Consider the following 23,420-nt stretch of genomic DNA (forward strand, 5'->3'; position numbering starts at 1 on the left):
AGAACACCGCGCCGCCGGCCGGGGCCGGGTCCGTCCTCAGCTTCGTGCGGCCTCGAGGGTCTCGTTGAGTGTCTTGCTGGGCCGCATCACCGTCATCAACTTGGCATCCTCGGGGTAGTAGTAGCCGCCGATGTCGGCGGGGCTGCCCTGCACCTCGTTGAGCTCGGCGACGATGGTCTCCTCGTTGTTGGCCAGCGATTTGGCCAGCGGCGCGAAATGTTCGGCGAGTTCGGGGTCCTCGGTCTGGTTGGCGAGTTCGGCCGCCCAGTACATCGCCAGGTAGAACTGGCTGCCCCGGTTGTCGAGCTCCCCGGCCTTGCGGGACGGGCTCTTGTTGTTGTCGAGCAGCTTGCCGATCGCCGAGTCCATCGTCTTGCCCAGCAGGGTCGCCTTCTTGTTGTCGGACTTGCGGCCCATGTCCTCGAAGCTGGCGCCCAGGGCCAGGAATTCGCCGAGCGAATCCCAGCGGAGATGGTTTTCCTCGATGAGCTGGTGCACGTGCTTGGGCGCCGAGCCGCCGGCGCCGGTCTCGTACATGCCGCCGCCGGCCATCAGCGGGACGATGGACAGCATCTTGGCCGAGGTGCCCAGTTCCAGGATCGGGAACAGGTCGGTGAGGTAGTCACGCAGGATGTTGCCGGTGACCGCGATGGTGTCCTGACCGCGGATGACGCGCTCGAGGGTGTACCGCATGGCCCACACCTGGGGCATGATCTGGATCTGCAGGCCCTCGGTGTCGTGGTCCTTGAGGTATTCCTTGACCTTCTTGCGCAGCTCGGCCTCGTGCGGACGCTCGGTGTCGAGCCAGAACAGCGCGGTCATGCCGGATGCGCGGGCCCGGGTGACGGCGAGCTTGACCCAGTCGCGGATGGCGGCATCCTTGACGACCGGCATCCGCCAGATGTCGCCGGCCTCGACGTTGTGGGACAGCAGCACCTCGCCGGTGTCGATGTCGACGATGTCGGCCACCCCGTCCTCGGGGATCTCGAAGGTCTTGTCGTGGCTGCCGTACTCCTCGGCCTTCTGCGCCATCAGCCCGACGTTCGGGACGGTGCCCATGGTGGTGGGGTCGAACTGTCCGTGGGTCTTGCAGAAGTTGACCATCTCCTGGTAGATCCGCGAGAAGGTGGACTCCGGGTTGACCGCCTTGGTGTCCTTGAGCTTGCCGTCGGCACCGTACATCTTGCCGCCGGCGCGGATCATCGCGGGCATCGACGCATCGACGATCACGTCGCTGGGCGAGTGGAAGTTGGTGATGCCGCGGGCCGAGTCGACCATCGCCAACTCGGGCCGGTGTTCGTGGACGGCGTGGATGTCCTGGATGATCTCCTCACGCTGGGAAGCCGGCAGCGCTTCGATCTTGGTGTACAGGTCGGACATGCCGTTGTTGACGTTGACGCCGAGTTCGTCGAACACCTTCTGGTGCTTGGCGAAGGCGTCCTTGTAGAACACCTTGACCGCGTGCCCGAACACGATCGGATGGCTGACTTTCATCATCGTCGCCTTGACGTGCAGCGAGAACATGACCCCGGTCTTGTAGGCGTCCTCGATCTGCTCCTCGAAGAAGTCGCACAGCGCCTTCTTGCTCATGTACATGCTGTCGATGATGTCGCCCTCGTCGAGTACGACCTCGGGCTTGAGGACCAGGGTCTCACCGCTCTTGGTCTCGAGGACCATCTTGACCTTGCGGGCCTTGTCCAGGGTCATGGACTTCTCACCGTGGTAGAAGTCGCCGTCTTTCATGGTCGCGACGTGGGTGCGCGAAGCCTGCGACCACTCCCCCATGCTGTGCGGGTTCTTCCGGGCGTACTCCTTGACCGCCTTGGGTGCGCGCCGGTCTGAGTTACCTTCGCGCAGAACAGGATTGACAGCGCTGCCGAGAATCTTCGAGTAGCGCGCCTTGATTTCCTTCTCTTCGTCGGTCTTGGGGTCACCCGGGAACTCGGGCAGGTTGTAGCCCTTCTCGCGCAGTTCCTTGATCGCGGCCAGCAGCTGGGGTACCGAGGCGCTGACGTTGGGCAGCTTGATGATGTTGGTCTCGGGCAGTTGGGTCAGCTTGCCCAGTTCGCCGAGATTGTCGGGGACCCGCTGCTCTTCGGTCAGGTAGTCGGGGAACTCGGCCAGGATGCGTGCGGCCACCGAGATGTCGCTGGACTTGACGTCGATGCCGGCGGCCTGCGCGAAGGTGCGAATCACCGGCAGGAAGGCGTAGGTCGCCAGCAGGGGCGCCTCGTCGGTCAGCGTGTAGATGATGGACGGCTGCTCGGCGCTCATGTGGTGGTCTCCCGGCATCGGTTTCGGTCAGTTCGTCAGAGCTCGCGTTGGGCCGGTGACCATCGGCTGGCCGTCGGTATCCGGCTATCAGTATCGCGGCACCGCACCCTTCTGGCGCAGCCTACCCAACCGCCCGCCGCATGGGTCGGCCCAGACCGCCCCTTGGTCACGGTCCGGACCCGGCTCGGCGCGTCGCGCCGGACCCTTCGGCGCCCGCCGCTACATTCACGCCCATGAAATCGGTCAGGAGCAAACGCGCGCTGTTCAGCGCTGCTGTCGCGGTATGTGCGGGTTTCGTGGCGGTGGGCTGCTCGCAGCCGTCGGCACCGGACGGCACGGCAAACGCCGCGGCGGCACAACCGGTGACCGGAACCGTCGAGCAATGGCAGGACGCCGTGTGCCTCGACGACACCGAGATCGCCTCGGGCACCCGCCATGTTCTGTCGGGCAGCTCCTGTGTGCCGCACGACGGGGACGGCATCGTGCACTTCGACCACTTCGACTCGGTGGAGTCGATGGATTCCATGCTGTCGTGGGCGCCGTCGCCGCACGTGGCGAAGACGGTCGTGGACGGTCGGCCGCTGGCCATCTGGACGCCGTCCGGAGAGTCCGAGGATCTGGAGCCGCTGACCGGGTACGGGTTCACCCTGGCGTCCTATCAGACGCCGGCGCTGGCTCGTTCGACGGCGCAGCTGCCTGCCGCGGTGCCCTCTGCCGATGTGGTGACGATCCCGCCGAACCAGTTCGGGTACGTCGCGGTGGCGACCACCTCGGGTGACACCCAGTGCATGGTGGAGACCACGTTCGTGGGGTGTCAGACCGCCGGCGGGAACTGGCAGCAGCACGCCGACGGCAGCGGGCCCTACCACGGGGTGCGGATCAACACCGACGGCACCGGTTCCTGGGTGGACGGCAACCTGGGTGCCGCCGCTCCGACGACGCTGGCCGCCAGCACCTACCGGGCGCTCGGCTGGACCATCGTGTCGACCGGTTCGGAGCTGCGGTTCACCAACGACGCGACCGGACACGGCGCCTTGGTGAGCGTCACGCGGGTGCAGCCGTTCTGACCCAGCCGCCGCGTGGTTGACGAGGCAATGTCCGGGGGCATCGAATGGCAGTCATGCAGAAGGTGTCGATCGAAGCGTTGGCCCGCCAGCAGATGCAGAGCGCTGCCGCCAACAACCGCAATGCCGCCGACACCGTCGTCGGCGGCCACGAGAAGGTGCTGCGTCAGACGGTGATCGGGATGGTCGCCGGCGCCGAGATGGGTGAGCACGAGAATCCCGGGGAGGCCACGGTCTACGTGATCAAGGGTTCGGTCCGGATGTCGGCCGGTGACGAGCAGTGGGACGCCCGGGCCGGCGACCTGCTCAAGGTGCCCGACAGCCGCCACTCGTTGGTCGCGCTGGCGGATTCGGCGCTGCTGCTCACCGTCGCCAAGCTGCCCTAGCCACCCGGTCGAGACAGAGCCGTTCAGCCGGCTGCCGGACGCACTGCGGCAGAACCAAGGTGTGCTAAGCAAGAGTTCCGATGACCTACCTCGCAGAGCTCCGCACCCACTGGCAGCCGTTGGCGGCGGCCACCGCCGGCCTCAGCGCCGGGCTGAGCCTGGCCGCCTACACCAACGCGGCCATGGCGCCGCAGTTCCTGGCGGCGTTCGGCTGGAGTCGCGCCGATTTCGCGCTGACCGGCGTCATCACCCTGCTGACCTTCGTGTTTCTCCCGTTCTACGGTCGGCTCACCGATCTGCTCGGGGTGCGCCGGGTCGCGGTGATCGGTGTGGTGGGGCTGCCGGCATGCTGGGTCGCCTACGCGGCGATGACGGGCCCGATCTGGCAGTACTTCGCGATCAACGTCGCCGTCATCGCGCTCGGGGTGACGACCACTCCGGCCATCTACAGCCGCATCGTGGCCACCAGCTTCCAGCACGCCCGCGGGTTGGCGCTGGCGATCGCCATCTCGGGTCCGCCGCTGCTGGGCGCCGTCGGTGCGCCGGTGCTGGACTGGGTGAATCGCACCCACGGCTGGCGAGCGGGATGCCTGACGATCGCCGCGACCATCACCGTCGTCGGCGCCCTGGCACTTGTCCTGGTCCCGTCGGCCCGGCCGACCGACGGCGAGGGCCGTTCCGATGGTGGCCGGATCGGTGTCTACCGGGTGATCGGCCGCATCCCGGTGTTCTGGATCCTGCTGGGCGGGGTTCTGCTGTGCAATCTGTACCACTCGGTCACCACCACGCAGCTCGGTGTGGTGCTGGGCGACTCGGTGTCGGACGGTGCGGCGGTCGCCACCCTGATCTCCGCCTTCGCCGGCGCGGTGATCGTCGGCCGGTTCGTCTGTGGTGTGGCCCTGGACCGTTTTCCCGCGCACCTGGTGGCGGCGGTGGCGATGGCGCTGCCGGGTCTGGGTTGTCTGCTGCTGGCGTCGCCGTGGGACGGCTTCACGGTGCTGGTGGTGGCGGTGTGCTGTCTGGGTGCGGCCTGGGGCGCCGAGGGCGACGTGATCGCCTTCCTGGTGTCACGGCGCTTCAGCCTGACCATCTACAGCACCGTGCTGTCGGTGCTGTCGGCGGCGATCGGGGTGTCCTCGGCGCTGGGCGCGCTGATTCTCAGCCGCTCACTACAGGGCAGTGACAGTTTCAACGGTTTCCTGACCTTCGCCGGCGGTGCGGCGTTGCTCGGCGGGGCGCTGTTCCTGTTGCTCGGGCGCCGTCAGCGCGAGCCGCAGACCGCCGCGGCGGCCCAGGCTTGAGCGACGCGCCGGGCGCAATTGGCAGCAAAGCCGACCGACCGGGTGGCGGGCGGCACTAAGGTGCAGTGCGTGCGCAGAGACGTGTTGGCCAAGGGCCGCGGCCGCTGGATGGCGGTGGCGGTGTCTCTGGTCGTCTCGGGCGGCATGCTCTACGCCCAGAACAGCGCCCCGGCAAGCGGTCCGGCCACGGCGCAGCCAGCGGGCGCGCAACGCGCCGAAGCGGCTGAGCAGCCCGAACGTGTCCGGGCCTCCGAGGCGGAACTGTTGGCGGCCAGCGCACCCGTCGACGGGCGGGTCTTCGACTTCGCGCTGCCCGCGGGCGTCGCGCCCGAGGGCGGCCTGCAGATCCAGACGATCTGGGCCGCCCGGGCGATCAGCGCGTTGTTCCCCGAGATCACCACGATCGGTGGCTACCGGCAGGATCCGCTGAAGTGGCATCCCAACGGTCTGGCGATCGACGTGATGATCCCGAACTACCACAGCGACGAAGGCATCGAGTTGGGCAACCAGATCGCCGGGTACGCACTGGCCAACGCGGAGCGTTGGGGTGTGCTGCACGTGATCTGGCGGCAGGGTTTCTATCCGGGGATCGGCGCGCCGAGTTGGACCGCCGACTACGGCAACGAGACGCTCAACCACTTCGACCACATTCACATCGCCACCATCGGCGGTGGCTACCCGAGCGGCGACGAGACGTACTTCATCAGCTCGATGCAGAAATAGCCCGGCCGATCCCGCGGCCGCGATCGCGTTCCGCGGCTACGCACTCGCGGGTGGCGGGCGGCTCGGGCGGTCAGACCGCGATGGCCTCGCAGGCCTGATCGCCGGCCGGGTCGCCCCCGCCGGCACAGGCGAGCGCGTCGAGCACGTTGCTGGGCTCGGGGCTGTCGACCGACGGCGGGGCCGGCGGCCACAGCGGGAAGATGCTGGCGCCCTGTACTCCGGTCAGTCGGGCGACGCTCTGCGCGACGACGTTGGTCACCACATAGGTGAGGTCGGCGACGAGCCGGACCGGGACGATGGCCAGTCCGGCGAGTGGGCTGATCAGGAAGATGCCCTGATCGGCGATCTGCTGCAGTTGCGCGGTGATGTCTTCGCGGAATCCGTAGACCAGGTAGGGCACGGTGGCCGCGACGGTGCGGATCCCCAGCGCCACATCGGTGAGGATGTCGGGGTAGCCGTACATGCCGATCGCGTCCTGCAGCGCCCCGCGCAGCGCCTCGTCGTTGATCGGGAACACATTGCTGTCGTCGAGCGTGGTGAGCGACACGCCGTCGGAGTCGGCCGGCGGGGTGCCGCCGAACAGGGTCACCACCGTCGGTGTGACGTCGACGATCTGGTACCGCAGGTTGATGGCTCCGGCGGCGAAGATATCCGGGTTCTCCGCGATGACGAATGTCGCTGTCTCATCGGGTGATTGGAAGCCGTGCCCGAAACCCTGCTGGGGTTGATGGCCGTGATCGGTGACCACCAGGATCATCCACTGCTCGCCGGTCATCGCCTCCCACGCCTCGACCTCCTGCATGATCTCGCCGAGGTTGCGGTCCATGTTCTGGATCGCGGCGGCGTACTGCGGTGAGGCACCGCCGTACATGTGCCCGTTCTCGTCGACGCCCACGAAGTAACTGAAGATGAAGTTCGGCACCGACGGGTCGGCGGCGGCCACGGCCAGCTCGGTGGCGTCACCGACGGCGTCGTCGGTCAGCAGCCAGTTGGTGTCACCGGGGATCTGGGCGATGTCGACGATGTCGTCGGCCGGGATCATGCCGGCGCCGGCGATTCCGGAGATCACGTCCCAGTTCGCGATGGAGGTGGTCTGGATGAGCGGGTTGAAACCCTCGAGCTGGGTGAACACCGTCGGCCAGCTGTCGTAGGTCCACGGGGTGAACACGTTGTTGATGACCCCGGTCCGCTCACCCCACGCTCCGGTGAGGATGGCGGTCCACGACGGGTTGGAGATGGTGGTGTGCCCGACGATGCTCGCCGGCGCTGTGGTGCCGCCCTGCATGAGGCTGAAGAAGTTGGTGTTCGCGACGTTGTCGAGCACCCTGCTGAGGTTGGTCCCGTCCACCCCGATCACCAGCACGTTCGGTGAGGGGTCGGCCAGCAACTCGATCTGTGGCGGGATCACCGCGCTGGCGGTGCTGTGCGTCGTGGTGCGCTCGAGTTCGTCCCGGGTGGCCGCCAGCATCGCCAGCGCCACCGGCATCGGGCTGGGCGCGGGCAGGTCCGGGGCCGAGTCGGCCGTGGTCGGCAGGGAGGCCGCGACGCCGGCCGTCGTCAGGCTGGCCGCGGGCTCGGTGGGGGTCTGCGGGATCTCGGGCTGATCGGCCTCGTCGCCCCGGGTGGCGGCCGCGACCGTCTCGGGCGTTCCGGCGGCGACATCGCCGGCGGCCGCGTCGAGATCGTTGCCGGCCTCGTCGCCCGCTTCACCGTCGACGCCCTCGGTGCCGACGTCATCGACATCAACGGCTTCATCGTCGACATCGGCATCATCAAGGTCGTCGGTGTCGTCGGTGTTGACGTCACCCTGGTCGTCGGCCTCGTCGGCATCGCTGTCTCTGGCGTCCGAGTCGGTACCCGACGACACCGAAGCCCCCTGCCGCGAGGACCTGTCCGGCCCGGTCTCCGGGCGGTCGGAGGCATTCCTCGGGGTTTTCGGGGTTTTCGCCGCCGCCTGACTGGTCTCGCCGGCACCCGAGGAGTCCGAGGTGTCGGCGGCGGCGACACCGGTACCGCTCGCCACCGCCAGGCCGACACCCAGGGCGATCGCCAACCCGCCTACCCGACCGATGTACTTTGCGTGGCTCACGGGCACTCCTCGGGCTCGCCTGGCCGGCACCACACGGCAGTTTGCCGCGCCGTAAAGCTACGCCCACGACGTGGCCGTCCGGCCACGAATCGGCGACTTCGTCGCAACCGGGCCCGGCGATCCGCCGACCTGTCCGATCCGCCGACCCGCGGCAGCGGGCGGGCCACCGAAACGGGCTGCCCGCCCAGGTAGGCTGGCGCGAGCGCCGCTTGCGTGAGTGGTCCGTGACGCTGCCGTTCTCCAGTGCGAGCGCTGGGGAATCGAAGGCGAACGGAAGGGCCAGCTGTGCCGGAGACCAGACGGCGAGTCAGACGCATCAGTATCCAGTCCAAGCTGCTGCTGATGTTGCTGTTGACCAGCGTCCTGTCGGTGGCGGTGGTCGGCGCCATCGGATTCCAGTCCGGCCGGGAGTCACTGCGTGAATCGGTGTTCGAGCAGCTGACCCTGATCCGCAGTGCGCAGGCCCGGATGCTGGAGAAGGCCATGCGCGACCTGTCCAGTTCGATGGTGGTCTACACCCGCAGCAGCGATGCCGAGCAGGCGATCGCGGCTTTCACCACCGGCTACGACGAGCTGCGCGACGCCGACATCGCGCCCGAGCAGCAGCAGGCCCTCGTTGACTACTACGAGCGCAACTACGGCGAGTCCGACGCCGACGCCGACCGCGATGCCGCCCAGGCCCGGGTCCAGGCGTTGCTGCCCCGGTCCAACTCTCAGCGCTACCTGCAGGCCACCTACACGCTTCGAGCCGAGCAGCCCGACGGCGGGATCAACCTCGACGACGCCGGCGACGGCAGCGCCTGGTCGGCGGCCAACGCACGGTACAACGAGTTCTTCCGGCAGATCATCAAACGCCAGCACTCGACCGATGCGTTGCTGATCGACGCCCGCGGCAACGTGGTCTACAGCGTCGGCAAAGGCATCGACCTGGGCACCAACATCCAGTACGGACCGTACCGGGGCAGCAACCTGGCCGAGGCGTTCAAGGAGGCGATGAACTCCAACTCGCTCGACGAGGTGGTCGTCCGCGACTATGACACCTACCAGCCGAGCGGGATGCCGACGGCCTGGATGGTCTCCCCGATCGGTCCGCCGGGAAACGTCCAGGGCGTGATGGCGCTGGCGCTGCCGTTGGACAACCTGAACCGGGGGATGACGTTCAACGGGGACTGGCAGGGCGCCGGGCTGGGCGGGACCGGTGAGACGATCCTGGTCGGCCCGGATCTGTTGATGCGTTCGGAGTCGCGGTTGTTCATGGAGGACCCCGACGCCTACCGCGCTGACGTGGTGGCGGCCGGAACTCCGGTCGAGGTGGCCGACGACGCCATCAGGCTGGGTACCACCATTCTGGTGCAGCCGATCGACACCGACGCGGTCGCCAACGCCCTTCAGGGCGAGACGGGTACGTTGATCACCGACGATTACGAGGGTCGCCGCACCCTGCAGGCATATTCACCGGTGCAGACCGCGGGCCTGAACTGGGTGCTGGTCGCCAAGATCGATGTGTCCGAGGCGTTCGCGCCGGTTGCCTCGTTCACCCGCACCCTGGTGCTGTCCACCGTGGTGATCATCCTGGTGGTGTGCATCGCCGCGCTGCTGCTGGCCCGGGTGTTCGTTCGCCCCATCCGGCGGCTGGAGGCAGGCGCCGAGCAGATCGGAGCCGGCGACTACGACGTGCAGCTGCCGGTGAAGTCCCGTGACGAGTTCGGCGATCTGACCATTGCCTTCAACTCTATGAGCCGCAACCTGCAGACCAAGGAACGCCAACTCAACGAGCAGCGCGCCGAGAATGACCGCCTGTTGTTGTCGCTGATGCCCGAACCGGTGGTCGAGCGCTACCGTGAGGGTGAGCAGAACATCGCCCAGGAGCACCGGGATGTGACGGTGGTGTTCGCGAACGTCGATGGGCTCGACGAGCTCGCCGAACGGTTGACCGCAGAGGAGTCACTGGGCGTGGTCAACCAGTTGGTCCGCCAATTCGACTCAGCGGCAGAGGATCTCGGTGTCGAGCGGGTCCGCACTCTGCACGACGGGTACCTGGCCAGCTCCGGGTTGACCGTTCCGCGGCTCGACAGCGCCCGCCGCACGGTGGACTTCGCCGTGGAGATGCAACGCATCATCGACCGGTTCAACGCCGAGACCGGTCACCGGCTGCGGCTGCGGGCCGGGATCAACACCGGGACGGTCACCAGCGGGCTGCTCGGCCAGTCCAACCTCGTCTACGACATCTGGGGTTCTGCGGTCAACGTCGCGTACCAGGTGCACAAGACACCGCCGGAGGCCGGTGTCTATGTCACCGAGGTGGTCTATCAGGCGATGCGCGACATCCGGGACTTCACCGCCGACGGCGACATCGTCGTCAGTGACCGGGTCGAGCGCCTCTACCGGCTCGACGGGGAGCGACGATGACCGACAGCTTCTCGGCGCCGTGGTTCTGGTGGGCGATCGCCATCGCGGTGGCGCTGCCGGTGTCGCTGGTGGTGCTCACCGAGGTGCACAACGCGCTGCTGCGGCGCAACAGTTTTCTGGCCAAACCAGTGGCTCTGGTGCGTAACTACATCCTGCCGCTGGCGGCCCTGCTGCTGCTCCTGCTCAAAGCCAGCGAGATTCGTGCCGAGGCGACCCCGGTCCGGGTGGTCGCCACGGTACTCGGCTTCGTCGTGCTGGTGCTGCTGCTGTCCGGGCTGAACGCGACGGTGTTCCAGAGCGCGCCCGAGGGCAGTTGGCGCAAGCGGGTTCCGTCGATCTTCCTCGACGTCGCCCGGTTCATCCTGATCACCGTCGGTGTGGGGCTGATCTTCGCGTTCATCTGGGGCGCCAACGTCGGTGGACTGTTCACCGCGCTGGGCATCGGCTCGATCGTGCTGGGTTTGACGCTGCAGAACTCGGTGGGGCAGGTCATCTCCGGGCTGCTGGTGCTGTTCGAGCAGCCCTTCGAAACCGGTGACTGGGTCGCCACCCGCTGGATCGACGGCGGCCGGGTGGTCGAGGTGAACTGGCGCGCCACCCATCTGGACTCCGGCAACGGCATCTACGTGCTGCCCAATTCGCTGCTGGCCACCGAATGGTTCATCAACCTCAGCCTGCCCCGCGACGAGCACTCCATCGACATCGTCACCAAGTTCTCGGCCGGAGATCCTCCCGACGCGGTGTGTCGGATGCTCACCCGCACAGCGCGGCAACTGCCCTGTCTGCGAGCCGACGGCGAGCCGATCACCCGAACCGGCGCCACCGGCGACTACACGACCACGATTCCGCTGCATTCACCGGCCGACGACGCCGAAGCCCGGTCGACGTTTCTGCGCTGGATCTGGTACGCGGCCCGGCGTGACGAACTCAAGCTCGACGACGTCGCCGACGAGTTCCCGCCGCCGCTGATCGCCGATGAGGCGCTGCGGGTGGTCGGCCGCAGCCTGCACCTGGGCCGCACCGACCAGGAGGTGCTGCGCGAGCACCTGCGGGTGGTTCGCTTCGGCGCCGGCGAGACCGTGCAGGAACACGGCACGGTACCCGAGCGGATGATGTTCGTGATCAGTGGACAGGTGCGCTTGGAGGTCACATCCGACGACGGGGTGGTCGGTATCCGCACGCTGGAGCGCGGTGAGTTCCTGGGCCAGACGGCGCTGACACGGGAGGCCGTCAAGGCCGACGCCGTCGCCGTGGAGGAGTTGACCGTGGCCTGGATCGGCCGCGAGAGCATGGAGTCGCTGGTGCTGCGCCGGCCGCTGCTGATGCGGGAGATCGGCCGGGTCATCGAGGAGCGCCGGGCCAGCCTGCGCCGCCTGACCGCCGGCGTCAACGGCTAGCCCAACCCCCGCGAGGAGCCGAGATGCCCACCGACTACGACGCCGACGACACCGCTGCGCGGTATGCCGCGAGCACCGCCAGGCCGGTGCGGACCCGCATCGAGGAGTACACGTTCCTGCGCCGCATCGGTGACGTGCAGGGGCGCAGCGTGCTCGACGCGGCCTGCGGTTCCGGGCACTTCACCCGCATCCTGCGTCGTTCCGGCGCGGCGGTGGCCGGCTTCGACATCTCGGCGAGGATGATCGAGCTGGCGCGCAAGCAGGAGGCCCACGAGCCGCTGGGCATCGACTATGCCGTCGCCGACGCGCGGACCGTGGTGCCGCGAGCGCACCACGACCTGGTGGTGGCCGCCTACCTGCTGGTGTACGCCCGCGACCGCGCCGAGTTGGCGCAGATGTGCCGTGGCCTGGCCAGCCGGGTCGCGGCCGGCGGCCGCCTGGTCACCCTGACCACCAACCCCGCCCTGTACACCTTCGATCGGGTTCCCGACTACGGCAAGTACGGGTTCCGGGTTGCGCTGGCGGACAGCGTCTTCGACGGCGCACCCATCGAGTTGACCCTGAACGCCGGGGACTCGAGCGTGGTCATCGAGAACTACTACCTGCCGGTGCAGGCCTACGAGTCCGCGCTGTGTGACGCCGGGTTCGACGATGTCAGGGTGCACCTTCCGGAGGTGTCCCCCGCCCCGGACGGGGCGGACGAAGGCGACTTCTGGAACGACTACCTGATGTTCCCGCCGTCGATCGTCATCGAGGCTGTTCGGGTCTAGACCCGTTGTGCCGGTTGGGTTTACCGACCAACGCTTCACCCAGAAACTCGTCCGGGCTCTCGACGCCGGGCAGGGCGAAGAAGAACCCGCCGCCGACCGGCAGGATGTACTCCTCCAACGGTTCCCCGGTGAGCCGGTTCTGCACCGCCAGGAAACCGCGTTCCAGGCTGCGCTGATAGGACACGAAGGCCAACCCCTGATCCAGCCGGCCGGCGCCGTCGAAGCTGCGCACATAGGAGAAGCCGCGGCGCAGGATCAGGCTGTCCTCGGTCTCCGGGGTGCGCGGGTTGGCCAGCCGGATGTGGGCGTCCAACGGGATCCGCTTGCCGTCGGGATCCTCGGCGTAGTCCGGTTCGGCGAACTCGTCGGTCATCCCCAGCGGCGCCCCGCTGATCTTCTCCCTACCGAAGATCTCTTCCTGCTCGACGAGCCGGGTCCGGTCCCAGAACTCGACGAACATCCGGATGATCCGCACCGCCTGATACGACCCGCCGACCGCCCATGCGGGCTCGCCGTCATCGGGGCCGACCCAGACGTAGCGGTCCATCAGGGCCTGGTCCTCACTGTCCAGGTTCGCGGTGCCGTCCTTGAAGCCCAACAGGTTTCGCGGGGTGGCGGCGTGTGAGACCGCTCCTGCCCCGCGGGAGTAGCCGTCCATCATCCAGTGCAGCACCAGGTGCCGGCGGGTGCGGCGCATCAACTGACGCAGCGCGAACTGCAGCGTGTCGACGTGGCCCGCTTCCATGGTGAGCAGCAGATCACCGTGGGACAGCTGGGGGTCGAGCCGGTCGTTGGCCAGGAACGGCATCTCGACCAGCTCTTTGGGCTTGCGATCGGCCAGCCCGAATCGGTCGTCGAACAGCGACGCACCGACACTGACCACCACCGACAGGTCGTCGGGCGGCGGTTCCTCGCCCAGGATGCCGGAATCGACCGGCGGGTAAGCCCGGTTGCGCTGTTCGGGCGGGCGCCCGGACATCAGGCCCCGGATCTCGTCGGTCAGTTCGGCCAGCGTCGCCGCGAGCTGCTCCCGGCCGTCGGCGATGACGGTGAACGCCGCCATCAGCCCCTGGTTGGGCACCGGGACGGCGGTGACTCCGGCCTGGTGCGGACCGGCGAACTCGACGTAGCGCGGCGCCGGAGGGGTAGCCGCGGGCTCTCCCTCCGGCGCCGAACATCCGGCCAGGGTGGCGCCGACACCGACCGCGGCACCGGTGCCCAGGGCCCCGGTGACGAAGTGGCGCCGGCTCAGGCCGGAACGCTTCGGGTTCCCGGTCACTGCAGGTTCAGCGCACCGGAGATCTGCGCGACACTCTCCGAGAGGCCGGCCAGCTGAGCCTTGAGGGTGTCGACGGTCTGCTGGTCGACGGTCACCTCGGGGCAGCGCGGCGAGGGGAACTCATCGTTCTCGGTGCAGTACAGCACCCACCCGTCGCTGGTGCGCAGCGGGTCCAGGGTCGCGTTGATCTCCGCGAACCCGGATTCGATCTGCTCGAGCAGGCCCGGGTCGGCCTCTTGCAGCGCCGGGGTGAGGGCGTCGACCGCGGCCTGCGAACCCTCGATGTTGGCGTTGAGGTCCCACAGGTCGGTCTTGGAGTAGCGGTCCTCCTCACCGGTGATCTTGCCCTCGGAGACCTCTTCGATCAGCTCGGCGGCACCGACCGACACATCGGACGGCGTGACCTCCAGCGTCGGCATCTGCTCGTTGAGCGTGGCGATGTCGGCGTCGAGTTGATCGGCGAACTCCGCGCCGCCCTCGGTGGTGTTCTGGTCGAACAGCAGGTACTCGAGGCGGTGCCAGCCGGTGAACTCCGGATCGTCGACCCCGGCGAAGTCGTCGACACGTGAGTCGACGACACCGTCGATCTCTTCGACCAGCCCGGCCAGCGGCTCGATGCGCTCCCACGGCACCCGCGACGGCGCGTAGGCGGCCTGGGCGGCCTCCAGGTCACCGGCCCGCACGGCATCGGTGAAGGTCTTGACCACGACGACCAGCTGGTTGGACTGGTCGACGGCGTACGCCTGGTACTCCTCGGCGGCCTCGGCGACCATCGGGTCGGGGGCCGCGGACGGCGTGGTCTCGGATGCTGTGTCGCTGGATTCCGTTGCCGTGGTGTCGGTTTCGGAGCTGGAACAGCCGGCCAGCGCCAGTCCCAGGGCCAGCGCGGAAACAGGCAGAGCAGAAAGCCGCCTCATGTACAAACCTCCTTGTTCGGGTCGCAACGCAGGTTAGCCGCCTTGCGCCGACTGAGGATAGCCCCACCTAAATAAAGGTGACCTTAGTCCCTCGGGGGCCCACCCCGGTTAGGCTAGGGTTTGCTACAGCGTCCGGGTCGGTCGGGACGCGGGAAGGGAAGCCTGCATGCGCACGCGTTGGAGCCGGATCGCCGGCCGAATCGGCACCGTCATCGCCCTCACCGCAGCCCTCGGAACCGCGGCCTGCTCGGGCTCCGGCGACGGTGATGAGCTGCTGATCTACAGCGCCCAGCACGAGTCGCTGACCAAGGAGTGGATCGAGGCCTTCACCGCCGAGACCGGCATCGCGGTGACCTACCGACAGGGCGGCGACACCGAGATGGGCAACCAGCTGGTCGCCGAAGGTGACGCCTCACCCGCCGATGTGTTCCTCACCGAGAACTCCCCGGCGATGGCCGCGGTCGAGCGGGCGGGCCTGTTCGCCGACATCAACCCCGAGATCGCCGCCCAGGTTCCCGAGCAGTACCGCCCCTCCAGCGGCAAGTGGACCGGTGTCGCCGCACGCGCCACCGTGTTCGCCTACAACACCGACATGCTGACTCCCGAGCAGTTGCCGACCTCAATGCTCGACCTGCAGCAACCCGAGTGGCAGGGGCGCTGGGGAGCGCCGCCGGCCAAGGCGGACTTCCAGGCCATCGTGGCCGCGCTGCTCGAACTCGAAGGCGAAGAAGTCACCCAGCAGTGGCTGGAGGGCATGAAGGCCAACGCGAAGATCTACGACAACAACATCACCACGTTGCGCGCGGTCAACAACGGCGAGGTCGCCGGCGGGGTGATCTACCACTACTACTGGTTCCGCGATCAGGCGGAGACCAAGGAGATCAGCGAGAACACCGCACTGCACTACTTCCGTCACCAGGATCCCGGCGCCTTCGTGAGCATCTCCGGCGGCGGCATTCTGGCCAGTAGCGACAAGCAGGACCAGGCCCAGCAGTTCCTGCAGTTCGTCACCGGAAAGGCCGGCCAGGAAGTGCTCGAGAAGGGAACCTCGTTCGAATACCCGGTCGGCAGCGGCGTGCCCGCCAACCCGGCCCTGGTCCCGCTGGCCGAACTGCAGGCACCGGCGGTCAACCCGTCCGACCTCAACGCGCAGGCGGTGTCGGACATGATGACCCAGGACGGTCTGCTGTAGGTGCTGATCCCGGCCGCTGCACAGGACACCGGGCCGGGGCCGCAGAATCCGCCGGCCCCGGTGCGCTCGGCGGCACCGACGCGGCCCGGCCCGCTGATCAGCGGCACCGTCGCGGTGCTGGTGGCAGCGACGTTCATTCCGCTCGGGTATGTGGCCTGGGCGTTCGTCACCACCGGCTGGGACCAGGCCTACGCGCTGATCGTCCGGCCGCGCGTCGGTGAGCTGCTCGTCAACACCCTCTCGCTGGTGGTGCTGACGGTTCCGCTGTGCGTCGTCGTCGGGGTGGGCGCCGCCTGGCTGGTGGAACGCACCGATGTGCCGGGGCGCGCGTTCTGGCGGCCGCTGCTCGTCACCCCGCTGGCGGTGCCGGCCTTCGTCAACAGCTACGCCTGGCTCGGCATCGCGCCCTCGCTGCACGGGCTCGGTGCCGGCGTGCTGGTCACCTCGCTGTCCTACTTCCCGTTCGTCTATCTGCCCGCAGCGGCCACGCTGCGGCGACTGGACCCCACCATCGAGGAGTCCGCGCGCGCACTGGGTTCCAACTCCGCCGGCGTGTTCTTCCGCGTGGTGCTTCCGCAGCTGCGGCTGGCGATCCTCGGTGGAGCGCTGCTGATCGGTCTGCACCTGCTCGCCGAATACGGCGCGTTCGTGATGCTGCGCTTCGAGACCTTCACCACCGCGATCTTCCAGCAGTTCCAGGCGACGTTCGACGGACCGGCCGGCGCCATGCTCGCCGGGGTGCTGGTGCTGTGCTGCCTCGTGCTGCTGGGCGCCGAAGCCGGCGCACGCGGCACTTCCCGGTTGGCCAGGATCGGTGGTGGAGCCGCCCGCGGCGCTGTGCCGCTTTCGCTTGGGCGCCATCGCCTTCCGGCGTTGGCGACTCTGGTGGCGCTCGCCGTTCTGGCCCTGGGAGTGCCGCTGTGGACGCTGTTGCGCTGGCTGTGGGTGGGCGGCCCCGAGGTGTGGGCGTTCGGGGTGCTCGGCTCGGCCCTGTCCCAGACGATCGGGCTGGCGACGGTCGCGGCCCTGGTGGCGACGGTGCTCGCCTTCCCGGTCGCGTGGGTCGCGGTGCGCTCGGAGGGTGTGCTGGCCCGCAGCGTCGAGGGCGCCAACTACGTGACCAGTTCGCTGCCCGGCATCGTCACCGCGCTGGCCTTGGTGACGGTGACCATCCGGCTGGCTCCCCCGCTTTACCAGACCGTCGTGGTGGTGGTCTGCGCCTACGTGCTGATGTTCCTGCCCCGCGCCCTGGTCAGCGTGCGGGCCGGCCTCGCGCAGGTCCCGATCGGCCTCGAGGAGGCCTCCCGATCGCTGGGGGTGCCGCCGTGGGCGACGTTCCTGCGGGTGACACTGCGGCTGACCGCTCCGTCCGCCGCCGCCGGAGCGTCGCTGGTGTTCGTCGCCGTGGCCACCGAATTGACCGCCACCTTGCTGCTGGCACCGACCGGTACCCGGACCCTGGCGATGGGTTTCTGGGCGCTGTCCAGCGAGTTGAACTACGCCGCGGCCGCACCGTATGCCCTGGTCATGGTGGTGTTGGCGATGCCGGTCACCATGGTGCTGTTCCGCCAGTCCACCAAGGCGGCCGCCATATGACCGTGACCGCGCAGGTGAACGGGCTCACCAAGTCCTTCGGCGGCGCCGTCGTGCTCGACGGCATCGATCTGGAGTTGCCCCAGGCCAGCACGACCGCCATCGTCGGGTCCTCGGGGTGCGGCAAGACCACGCTGCTGCGGCTGATCGCCGGCTTCGAGTCCCCGGACAGCGGAAGCATCCTCATCTCCGGGCGACAGGTGTCCGGACCGGGGGTGCATGTACCCGCGCATCGGCGCGCGGTCGGCTACGTCGCGCAGGACGGTGCACTGTTCCCGCATCTGACGGTCGGCCAGAACATCGCTTACGGCTTGTCCGGCAGCTACCGCAGTGCCGCGGTCCGCCGCCGGGTCGCCGAACTGCTGGAAACCGTTGCGCTGGAACCTTCGCACGCCACTCGGCGTCCGCATCAGCTCTCCGGTGGGCAGCAGCAGCGGGTCGCGCTGGCCCGGGCGCTGGCCCGCCAACCCGAGCTGATGTTGCTCGACGAACCGTTCAACGCGCTCGACGCCGGACTGCGGGCGTCGACCCGCAAGGCGGTCGCCGGTCTGCTGACCGCCGCCGGGGTGACGACGCTGGTGGTCACTCACGATCAGGAAGAGGCGATGTCGATCTCCGACCGGGTGGCGGTCATGCGACACGGCCGCTTCACCCAGGTCGGCAGTCCCCGTGAGGTGTACCGGCATCCGGTGGACCGGTTCACCGCCGAATTCCTGGGCGAGTGCGTGTTCGTGCCGTGCACCGTCTCGGCCGGCGCGGCCGACTGTGTGCTGGGCCGTGTGCCGGTTGGCGCGTCGGATCCCCCCGGGGCCGCCACGTTGATGCTGCGCCCCGAGCAGCTGGTGGCCACCGAGGTGTCCGACAGCGAACGGGACACCGGCATCGGCACCGTCATCGCCACCGAATTCCTCGGCCACGACATGCTGCTCACCATCGATCCCGGCGGTGACATCGCCCCGATCACCGTGCGCCAGCACAGCATGGAGCCACCCGAGGTGGATGCCAAGGTACACATCGACGTGATGGGCGGTGGAGTGGTCTTTCGATGACCGGACTCGTCGACCACCTGTCGGGCTTCGGCGATCGTCTCGCCGTCGCGACCCGGACCGAGCAGCTCAGCTACCGCGAGTTGGCGGCCCGGGTGGCCGCGACGGCCGGAAGCCTCAGCGGTGCACGGCGTCTGGTGCTGCTGGAGACCCGCAACGATCTCGACACCGTGATCTCCTACCTGGCCGCCCTGGCGGCCGGGCATGTGGTGCTGCCGGTGGCCGCCGGCAGCCGGCACACGGCGATCATCGACATCTACGACCCCGACATCGTCATCGACCGCACCGGAGCCCACCAGCGCCGCGCCGTCGCCGCGGGAGCGTTGCACCCCGATCTGGTGCTGCTGCTGTCGACCTCGGGTAGCACCGGGTCACCGAAGTTGGTGCGGCTGTCGGCGCAGAACCTGATCTCCAACGCCCGCGCCATCGCCGAGTACCTCGACATCCGCGACACCGACCGGGCGGCAACGACATTGCCGATGTCCTACTGCTACGGACTGTCGGTGGTCCACAGCCATCTGCTGGTCGGGGCCGGGCTGATCGTGACCGACGGCTCGGTGGTCGACGACGAGTTCTGGGATTTGTTCGCCCGGCACGGCGGAACCACGCTGGCCGGGGTTCCCTACACCTTCGACCTGCTGGACCGGATCGGTTTCGCGGACATGGACCTGCCCGGGCTGCGCTACCTCACCCAGGCCGGCGGCCGGCTGGCGCCCGAGCGGGTGCGTGCCTACGCCGAACTCGGGGCGCGCAAGGGCTGGGAGTTCGTCGTGATGTACGGGGCCACCGAGGCGACCGCCCGAATGGCCTACCTGCCAGCCGAACTGGCGTCCTCGCACCCGGAATCCATCGGCAGGCCGATCCCCGGCGGATCGTTCCGGATCGACCCGAGCGAGGGCTGGGATGACGGCGCCGGTGAGCTCGTCTACCGCGGCCCCAACGTCATGATGGGCTATGCGGAGTCGCGCGCCGAACTGGCGCTCGGCCGCTGCGTCGACGAACTGCGCACCGGTGACATCGCCCGGCGCGGGGTTGACGGCCTCTACGAGGTGATCGGCCGGGCCAGTCGCTTCGTCAAGCTGTTCGGGCTGCGTATCGATCTGGACCGGCTCGAGGCGCAGCTGTCCGACCGCGGGGTGACGGCGATGTGCGCGCCGGACGAGGACCGGGTGGCTGTCGCCTATCTCGGTGATTCGCTCCGAACCGATGTGGCGCGCACGGCGTCCGAGGCGGCGGGCATACCGGTGACATCGGTGGCTGCGGTGGCGGTACCGGCTCTGCCGCGGACCGCATCGGACAAGCCGGACTATCGGTCGGTTCGCGAGTTGGTGGGCGGCGGAACCGGACCGGAGGCGCACGGTAGCGATCTGCGCCGGATGTTCGCCGAGGCGCTGCACCTGGACGAGGCGGCTGTCACCGCCGACCACAGTTTCGTCGACCTGGGCGGCAACTCGCTGTCCTACGTGGCGCTGTCGGTGCGGCTGGAGCGGGTACTGGGTCATCTGCCGTCCGATTGGCACCGGCGCACGGTCGGTGAGCTCGAGTCGATGGGTCGCCCGGCCGCGCGGCGCCGGTCGTGGTGGAAGGCGACGATGGAGACCAGCGTGGCCCTGCGTGCCGTGGCGATCGTGTTGATCGTCGGGTCGCACGCCGGGCTGTTCGAGGTGTGGGGCGGGGCTCATGTGCTGCTCGGCGTCGCCGGGTACAACTTCGGCCGGTTCTGCCTGACCCCGGTACCGCACGCCGATCGGGTGCGGCATCTGCGCAGCACGATCGCCTGGATCGCGGTGCCCGCGATCGCGTGGATCGCGCTGGTGCTGGTGCTCACCGACGACTACCACATCACCAACCTGCTGCTGCTGGAGAAGTTCTTCGGCCCCGACGGGAGCATGACGGCGGGCCGGCTGTGGTTCGTCGAGGCGCTGGTGTGGATCCTGGTCGCGCTGGCCCTGGTGTTCTGGTGGCCGGCCGGCGACCGGGCCGAGCGCCGCTACCCGTTCGCCGTCGCGCTGGGCTTCCTGGCGGTCGGACTGGCGTTGCGCTACGACGTGCTCGGTCTGGCACTCGGCAACGACGCCTGGTTCACCGTGCTGACGTTCTGGTTCTTCGCGGCCGGATGGGCGGCGGCCAAAGCGTCGGCGGCGTGGCAGCGGGCGGTGGTGACGGTGGTGCTGGCGGTCGGCCTGCTCGGCTACTTCGATGACCTCTACCGCGGTGTGCTGGTCTTCACCGGGCTGGCGCTGTTGATCTGGCTGCCCGCGATCCGCTGCCCGGCCGGACTCACCGTTGTCGCCGGAGTGCTGGCCGAGGCATCGCTGTTCATCTACCTCACCCATTACCAGGTGTACGAGTTGTTCGGCGGGCACCCGCTGGCGGGTGTGATCGCCTCGCTCATCGTCGGGGTTCTGCTGACCAAGCTGGTCTCGATGCTGCGCAACCGGGTCGGCCGCACACCGGCCGCAGCTGCGGCGGCGGCGACGGTGCGGACACCCGCAGGCTAGACGCGTACCCGGGGTCTATCCCCCGACCGCCGCGTCGTAGCGCGGCACCCAGCGCAGGTCGGAGGGCTGGGTACCGGTTCGCCACTCCAGATGGGTCCGGGACGCTACGATCGTCGAATCCCCGCACGTCGCGCACAGCACGGAATCCATGACGCGGGGTTGCCGGCGGCAGACGGCGCATCGGCTCTGAGCCTTCATGGCGCACCTCCCAAGCAGTTGTCGCTGGCGTCCAGCCTGCCTGCCGCGCCTTCGGGATCCACTCGCAAGCGCTGTGCGTGCGCTGTGAGTGTGTGGGGCCGGCTTCGTCAGTCGGCGTCACCGGTCTCGTCGAGCCGTTGGTTCACCCGGGCCAGCGCCTCGTCGAGGACCTCGACCTTCTGGCCGCGTCGTTCGCTGGCGGGCTGGGCAGCACCACGGGCACCTTCGGCCTCGACCCGGGCAGCGCCCTGGCGGCGTAGCAGGCTGAAGTTCTTCTCGCGCACCCGCCGGAGGCGGCCCTGCAGCTCCTTGAGCGACTTGTGGTCCATCCGCGCCAACGCATCGGGATGACTCATGTCGACCAGCGAGTTTTCCTCTTGGGTCAGGTTCACGTCGTGGTTGCTCACCGGAGATTCATAGCCTGCACCGACCGCACCGGTGCGACGAATCGCCGGATGGCGCACCGAATCGTCACTCCCGGGCCACGCAGGGTTCACCGGCCCGCCGACCGGTTCTCCGACCGCGGGGACCTTGTGCCCTACGGAGTGCGGCACCCGCCGACGGATACTGGCCCCCGGAGAGCCTGAGCCGATCGCTTGGAGGGTGCCATGATCGATGTCGACGTCGACGCCGAACATTCCGTTGCGCTGGTACGGCCGAAGACCCCGCTGGACAAGAGCGACTTCGCCGAACTGGCGAAGAAGATCGATCCCCAGATCGAGGCCGCCGGCGACCTCGCCGGACTGATCATCGATGCACCGGCCTTCCCCGGCTGGGACGGTTTCGGCGCGCTGATCACCCATCTGCGCTTCGTCCGCGACCACCAGAAGCACGTCAGGAAGGTCGCCCTCGTCACCGATTCGCCGATCGGTGACCTCGCCGAGCCGCTGGCGTCGCATTTCGTCTCGGCTCAGATCAAGCATTTCCCGGCCGGGCAGACCGCCGCCGCGAAAGACTGGATCGTCGGCACCGCGTGACACCCCGGGTCGGCACCCCAACCATCCGGCGGTGACGGCAGGCAGGGACACACTGTGGACGAACCCCGCTACGTACTCGGCCATTCGGATCACGAGCTGGGCCGGTTGCGGCGCCAGGCGGCACTGCTCGACCCCACCACGAAGGAGTTCCTCGGCTCGGCCGGTTTGGCGCCGGGGATGCGCGTGCTGGACGTGGGTAGCGGCGCCGGTAATGTCGCCTTCCTCGCCGGCTCGCTCACCGCACCTGGCGGGACGGTGATCGGGACCGACACCGCGGCAGCTGCGGTGAACACCGCCTCGGCGACCGCCGCGGCGCAGGACCTGTCCGACAGGGTGAGTTTCCGGCTGGGCAACCCTGCCGAGTTGAGCTTCGACCGGCGATTCGATGCGATCGTCGGCCGCTATGTGCTGACCTTCCAGCCAGATCCCGCGGCGATGCTCACTCAGCTGCGCCGCCACCTCGCCCCGGGCGGCATCGTCGCTTTCCACGAACCGGACTGGCGTGCGGTCCGGTCCGCACCTCCCGCACCGGTCCACGACCGTTGCTGCCGTTGGGTGCTCGACACCCTGGAGCGAACACAGACGTCCTGGAGCATGGCCGACCGGCTGCTCGGCGCCTTCACCGGCGCCGGGCTGCCGGCCCCGACGCTGACGATGCGCACATTCATCGGTTCACTTCCGGCAGCGCAGATCTGGCTGCGGGCTCTCGTCGACATCGTCGAGACGCTGTTGCCCACCATGGAGGCCGTGGGCGTGGCCTCCGCGTCGGAGGTCGGACTCGACACCCTGGCGCAACGACTGATCGACGATGTCGGCGAGAACGCGTCGACGGTGATCGGGCGCTCCGAGGTCGGGGCCTGGTGTCGCAATGACCAGAGCTGACCACGGGCCAAGCGCTGCAATCTGTTTGACTACCCAACCCAGTGCACAGAGAGTTGGTCCCGTCGCCTCGGCCAGGCGACGGGACCAACAGCGAAACCCACTTTCGAACCGCTGACCGGTCAGCGGTGGTAATGCCCGCCGTAGCCGTACCAGTACGGGGACCAGCCATAGGCCCGAACCTCCGGTGAGGTCTGCAGACTGGCGCTGCCGTTGGATTGACACATCGTCGTGTTCGGGCTGATGTTCGAACACGTCTGGGTGGCTTGCGCTGCCGACGCGATCGGGGCGACGGCCAGCGACAGCGCGCATATTCCGCCGGCGAGCATCGTGGCGATGTAGCTCTTCTTGGTCATGATCGACTACTCCTTTGTCGTGGGGCCGCACGAAACACGCGCTGCACGGCAACGAATCTCGGGTGGCCC

The 23,420-nt window shown here is 68.5% G+C and carries 20 protein-coding genes; 13 read left to right on the forward strand and 7 right to left on the reverse strand.

Annotated elements, in window-relative coordinates:
- Positions 1–36: 36 nt before the first annotated feature.
- Positions 37–2,274, reverse strand: a complete 2,238-nt coding sequence (locus tag ACXAID_RS01690) for an NADP-dependent isocitrate dehydrogenase (RefSeq protein WP_475020441.1) — start codon at positions 2,272–2,274, stop codon at positions 37–39.
- 233 nt (positions 2,275–2,507) lie between these two features.
- On the opposite strand from ACXAID_RS01690, the gene ACXAID_RS01695 reads away from it, so the two are divergent.
- The 4 genes from ACXAID_RS01695 (at position 2,508) to ACXAID_RS01710 (ending at position 5,748) form a co-directional block, all read left to right on the forward strand.
- Positions 2,508–3,341, forward strand: coding sequence for a hypothetical protein (locus ACXAID_RS01695; RefSeq protein ID WP_475020442.1), 834 nt, complete (start codon positions 2,508–2,510; stop codon positions 3,339–3,341).
- Positions 3,342–3,394: 53 nt separating this feature from the next.
- Positions 3,395–3,724: a cupin domain-containing protein gene (locus ACXAID_RS01700; protein WP_475020443.1), complete on the forward strand. Its 330-nt coding sequence runs from the start codon at positions 3,395–3,397 to the stop codon at positions 3,722–3,724.
- A gap of 80 nt (positions 3,725–3,804) precedes the next feature.
- A complete protein-coding gene (locus tag ACXAID_RS01705; RefSeq protein WP_475020444.1) occupies positions 3,805–5,025 on the forward strand; it encodes an MFS transporter in 1,221 nt (406 codons plus the stop codon).
- A gap of 108 nt (positions 5,026–5,133) precedes the next feature.
- Positions 5,134–5,748 (forward strand): VldE C-terminal domain-containing protein, encoded by a 615-nt coding sequence (locus ACXAID_RS01710; protein WP_475020491.1) that lies wholly within the window; start codon positions 5,134–5,136, stop codon positions 5,746–5,748.
- A gap of 70 nt (positions 5,749–5,818) precedes the next feature.
- On the opposite strand, the gene ACXAID_RS01715 is transcribed toward ACXAID_RS01710, so the two are convergent.
- Positions 5,819–7,837, reverse strand: coding sequence for an alkaline phosphatase family protein (locus ACXAID_RS01715; protein ID WP_475020445.1), 2,019 nt, complete (start codon positions 7,835–7,837; stop codon positions 5,819–5,821).
- Between the two features lie 342 nt (positions 7,838–8,179).
- Between ACXAID_RS01715 and ACXAID_RS01720 the strand changes: the two genes are divergently transcribed.
- The 3 genes from ACXAID_RS01720 to ACXAID_RS01730 are packed head-to-tail and all read left to right on the forward strand — an operon-like array spanning position 8,180 to position 12,413.
- Positions 8,180–10,246, forward strand: coding sequence for an adenylate/guanylate cyclase domain-containing protein (locus ACXAID_RS01720; protein WP_475020446.1), 2,067 nt, complete (start codon positions 8,180–8,182; stop codon positions 10,244–10,246).
- Positions 10,243–11,643, forward strand: a complete 1,401-nt coding sequence (locus ACXAID_RS01725) for a mechanosensitive ion channel domain-containing protein (RefSeq protein ID WP_475020447.1) — start codon at positions 10,243–10,245, stop codon at positions 11,641–11,643. The genes ACXAID_RS01720 and ACXAID_RS01725 overlap by 4 nt, the downstream gene beginning before the upstream one ends.
- Positions 11,644–11,666: 23 nt before the next feature.
- Positions 11,667–12,413, forward strand: a complete 747-nt coding sequence (locus ACXAID_RS01730) for a class I SAM-dependent methyltransferase (RefSeq protein WP_475020448.1) — start codon at positions 11,667–11,669, stop codon at positions 12,411–12,413.
- On the opposite strand, the gene efeB is transcribed toward ACXAID_RS01730, so the two are convergent.
- Positions 12,391–13,692, reverse strand: coding sequence for an iron uptake transporter deferrochelatase/peroxidase subunit (efeB, locus tag ACXAID_RS01735; RefSeq protein ID WP_475020449.1), 1,302 nt, complete (start codon positions 13,690–13,692; stop codon positions 12,391–12,393). The genes ACXAID_RS01730 and efeB overlap by 23 nt on opposite strands.
- The gene (locus ACXAID_RS01740) at positions 13,689–14,609 is read right to left on the reverse strand and encodes an EfeM/EfeO family lipoprotein (RefSeq protein ID WP_475020450.1); all 921 of its coding nucleotides are present in this window, start codon (positions 14,607–14,609) and stop codon (positions 13,689–13,691) included. Before ACXAID_RS01740 ends, efeB begins: the two co-directional genes overlap by 4 nt.
- A gap of 166 nt (positions 14,610–14,775) precedes the next feature.
- Between ACXAID_RS01740 and ACXAID_RS01745 the strand changes: the two genes are divergently transcribed.
- From ACXAID_RS01745 to ACXAID_RS01760, 4 genes are read left to right on the forward strand one after another with little or no spacing between them, the layout of a single operon-like run.
- Positions 14,776–15,801 (forward strand): iron ABC transporter substrate-binding protein, encoded by a 1,026-nt coding sequence (locus ACXAID_RS01745; protein ID WP_475020451.1) that lies wholly within the window; start codon positions 14,776–14,778, stop codon positions 15,799–15,801.
- A gap of 60 nt (positions 15,802–15,861) precedes the next feature.
- Positions 15,862–17,397: an ABC transporter permease gene (locus ACXAID_RS01750; protein ID WP_475020492.1), complete on the forward strand. Its 1,536-nt coding sequence runs from the start codon at positions 15,862–15,864 to the stop codon at positions 17,395–17,397.
- Positions 17,394–18,443: an ABC transporter ATP-binding protein gene (locus ACXAID_RS01755; RefSeq protein ID WP_475020452.1), complete on the forward strand. Its 1,050-nt coding sequence runs from the start codon at positions 17,394–17,396 to the stop codon at positions 18,441–18,443. The genes ACXAID_RS01750 and ACXAID_RS01755 overlap by 4 nt, the downstream gene beginning before the upstream one ends.
- Positions 18,440–20,941 carry an AMP-binding protein gene (locus ACXAID_RS01760; RefSeq protein ID WP_475020453.1) on the forward strand — a complete coding sequence of 834 codons (2,502 nt, stop codon included), beginning with the start codon at positions 18,440–18,442 and terminating at the stop codon, positions 20,939–20,941. Before ACXAID_RS01755 ends, ACXAID_RS01760 begins: the two co-directional genes overlap by 4 nt.
- 15 nt (positions 20,942–20,956) lie before the next feature.
- On the opposite strand, the gene ACXAID_RS01765 is transcribed toward ACXAID_RS01760, so the two are convergent.
- Positions 20,957–21,091, reverse strand: a complete 135-nt coding sequence (locus ACXAID_RS01765) for a hypothetical protein (RefSeq protein WP_475020454.1) — start codon at positions 21,089–21,091, stop codon at positions 20,957–20,959.
- Positions 21,092–21,246: 155 nt separating this feature from the next.
- Entirely contained in the window at positions 21,247–21,546 is a 300-nt protein-coding gene (locus ACXAID_RS01770) for a hypothetical protein (protein WP_475020455.1), read from the reverse strand.
- A gap of 201 nt (positions 21,547–21,747) precedes the next feature.
- Between ACXAID_RS01770 and ACXAID_RS01775 the strand changes: the two genes are divergently transcribed.
- On the forward strand, positions 21,748–22,116 hold the full coding sequence (locus ACXAID_RS01775) for a SpoIIAA family protein (protein WP_475020456.1): 369 nt from the start codon (positions 21,748–21,750) through the stop codon (positions 22,114–22,116).
- 54 nt (positions 22,117–22,170) lie between these two features.
- On the forward strand, positions 22,171–22,998 hold the full coding sequence (locus ACXAID_RS01780; RefSeq protein ID WP_475020457.1) for a class I SAM-dependent methyltransferase: 828 nt from the start codon (positions 22,171–22,173) through the stop codon (positions 22,996–22,998).
- A gap of 119 nt (positions 22,999–23,117) precedes the next feature.
- Here ACXAID_RS01780 and ACXAID_RS01785 read toward each other — a convergent pair whose 3' ends face one another.
- Positions 23,118–23,351 carry a hypothetical protein gene (locus tag ACXAID_RS01785; protein WP_475020458.1) on the reverse strand — a complete coding sequence of 78 codons (234 nt, stop codon included), beginning with the start codon at positions 23,349–23,351 and terminating at the stop codon, positions 23,118–23,120.
- Between the last annotated feature and the right edge of the window lie 69 nt (positions 23,352–23,420).

This window comes from Mycobacterium sp. ABE4_509, from assembly GCF_056160785.1.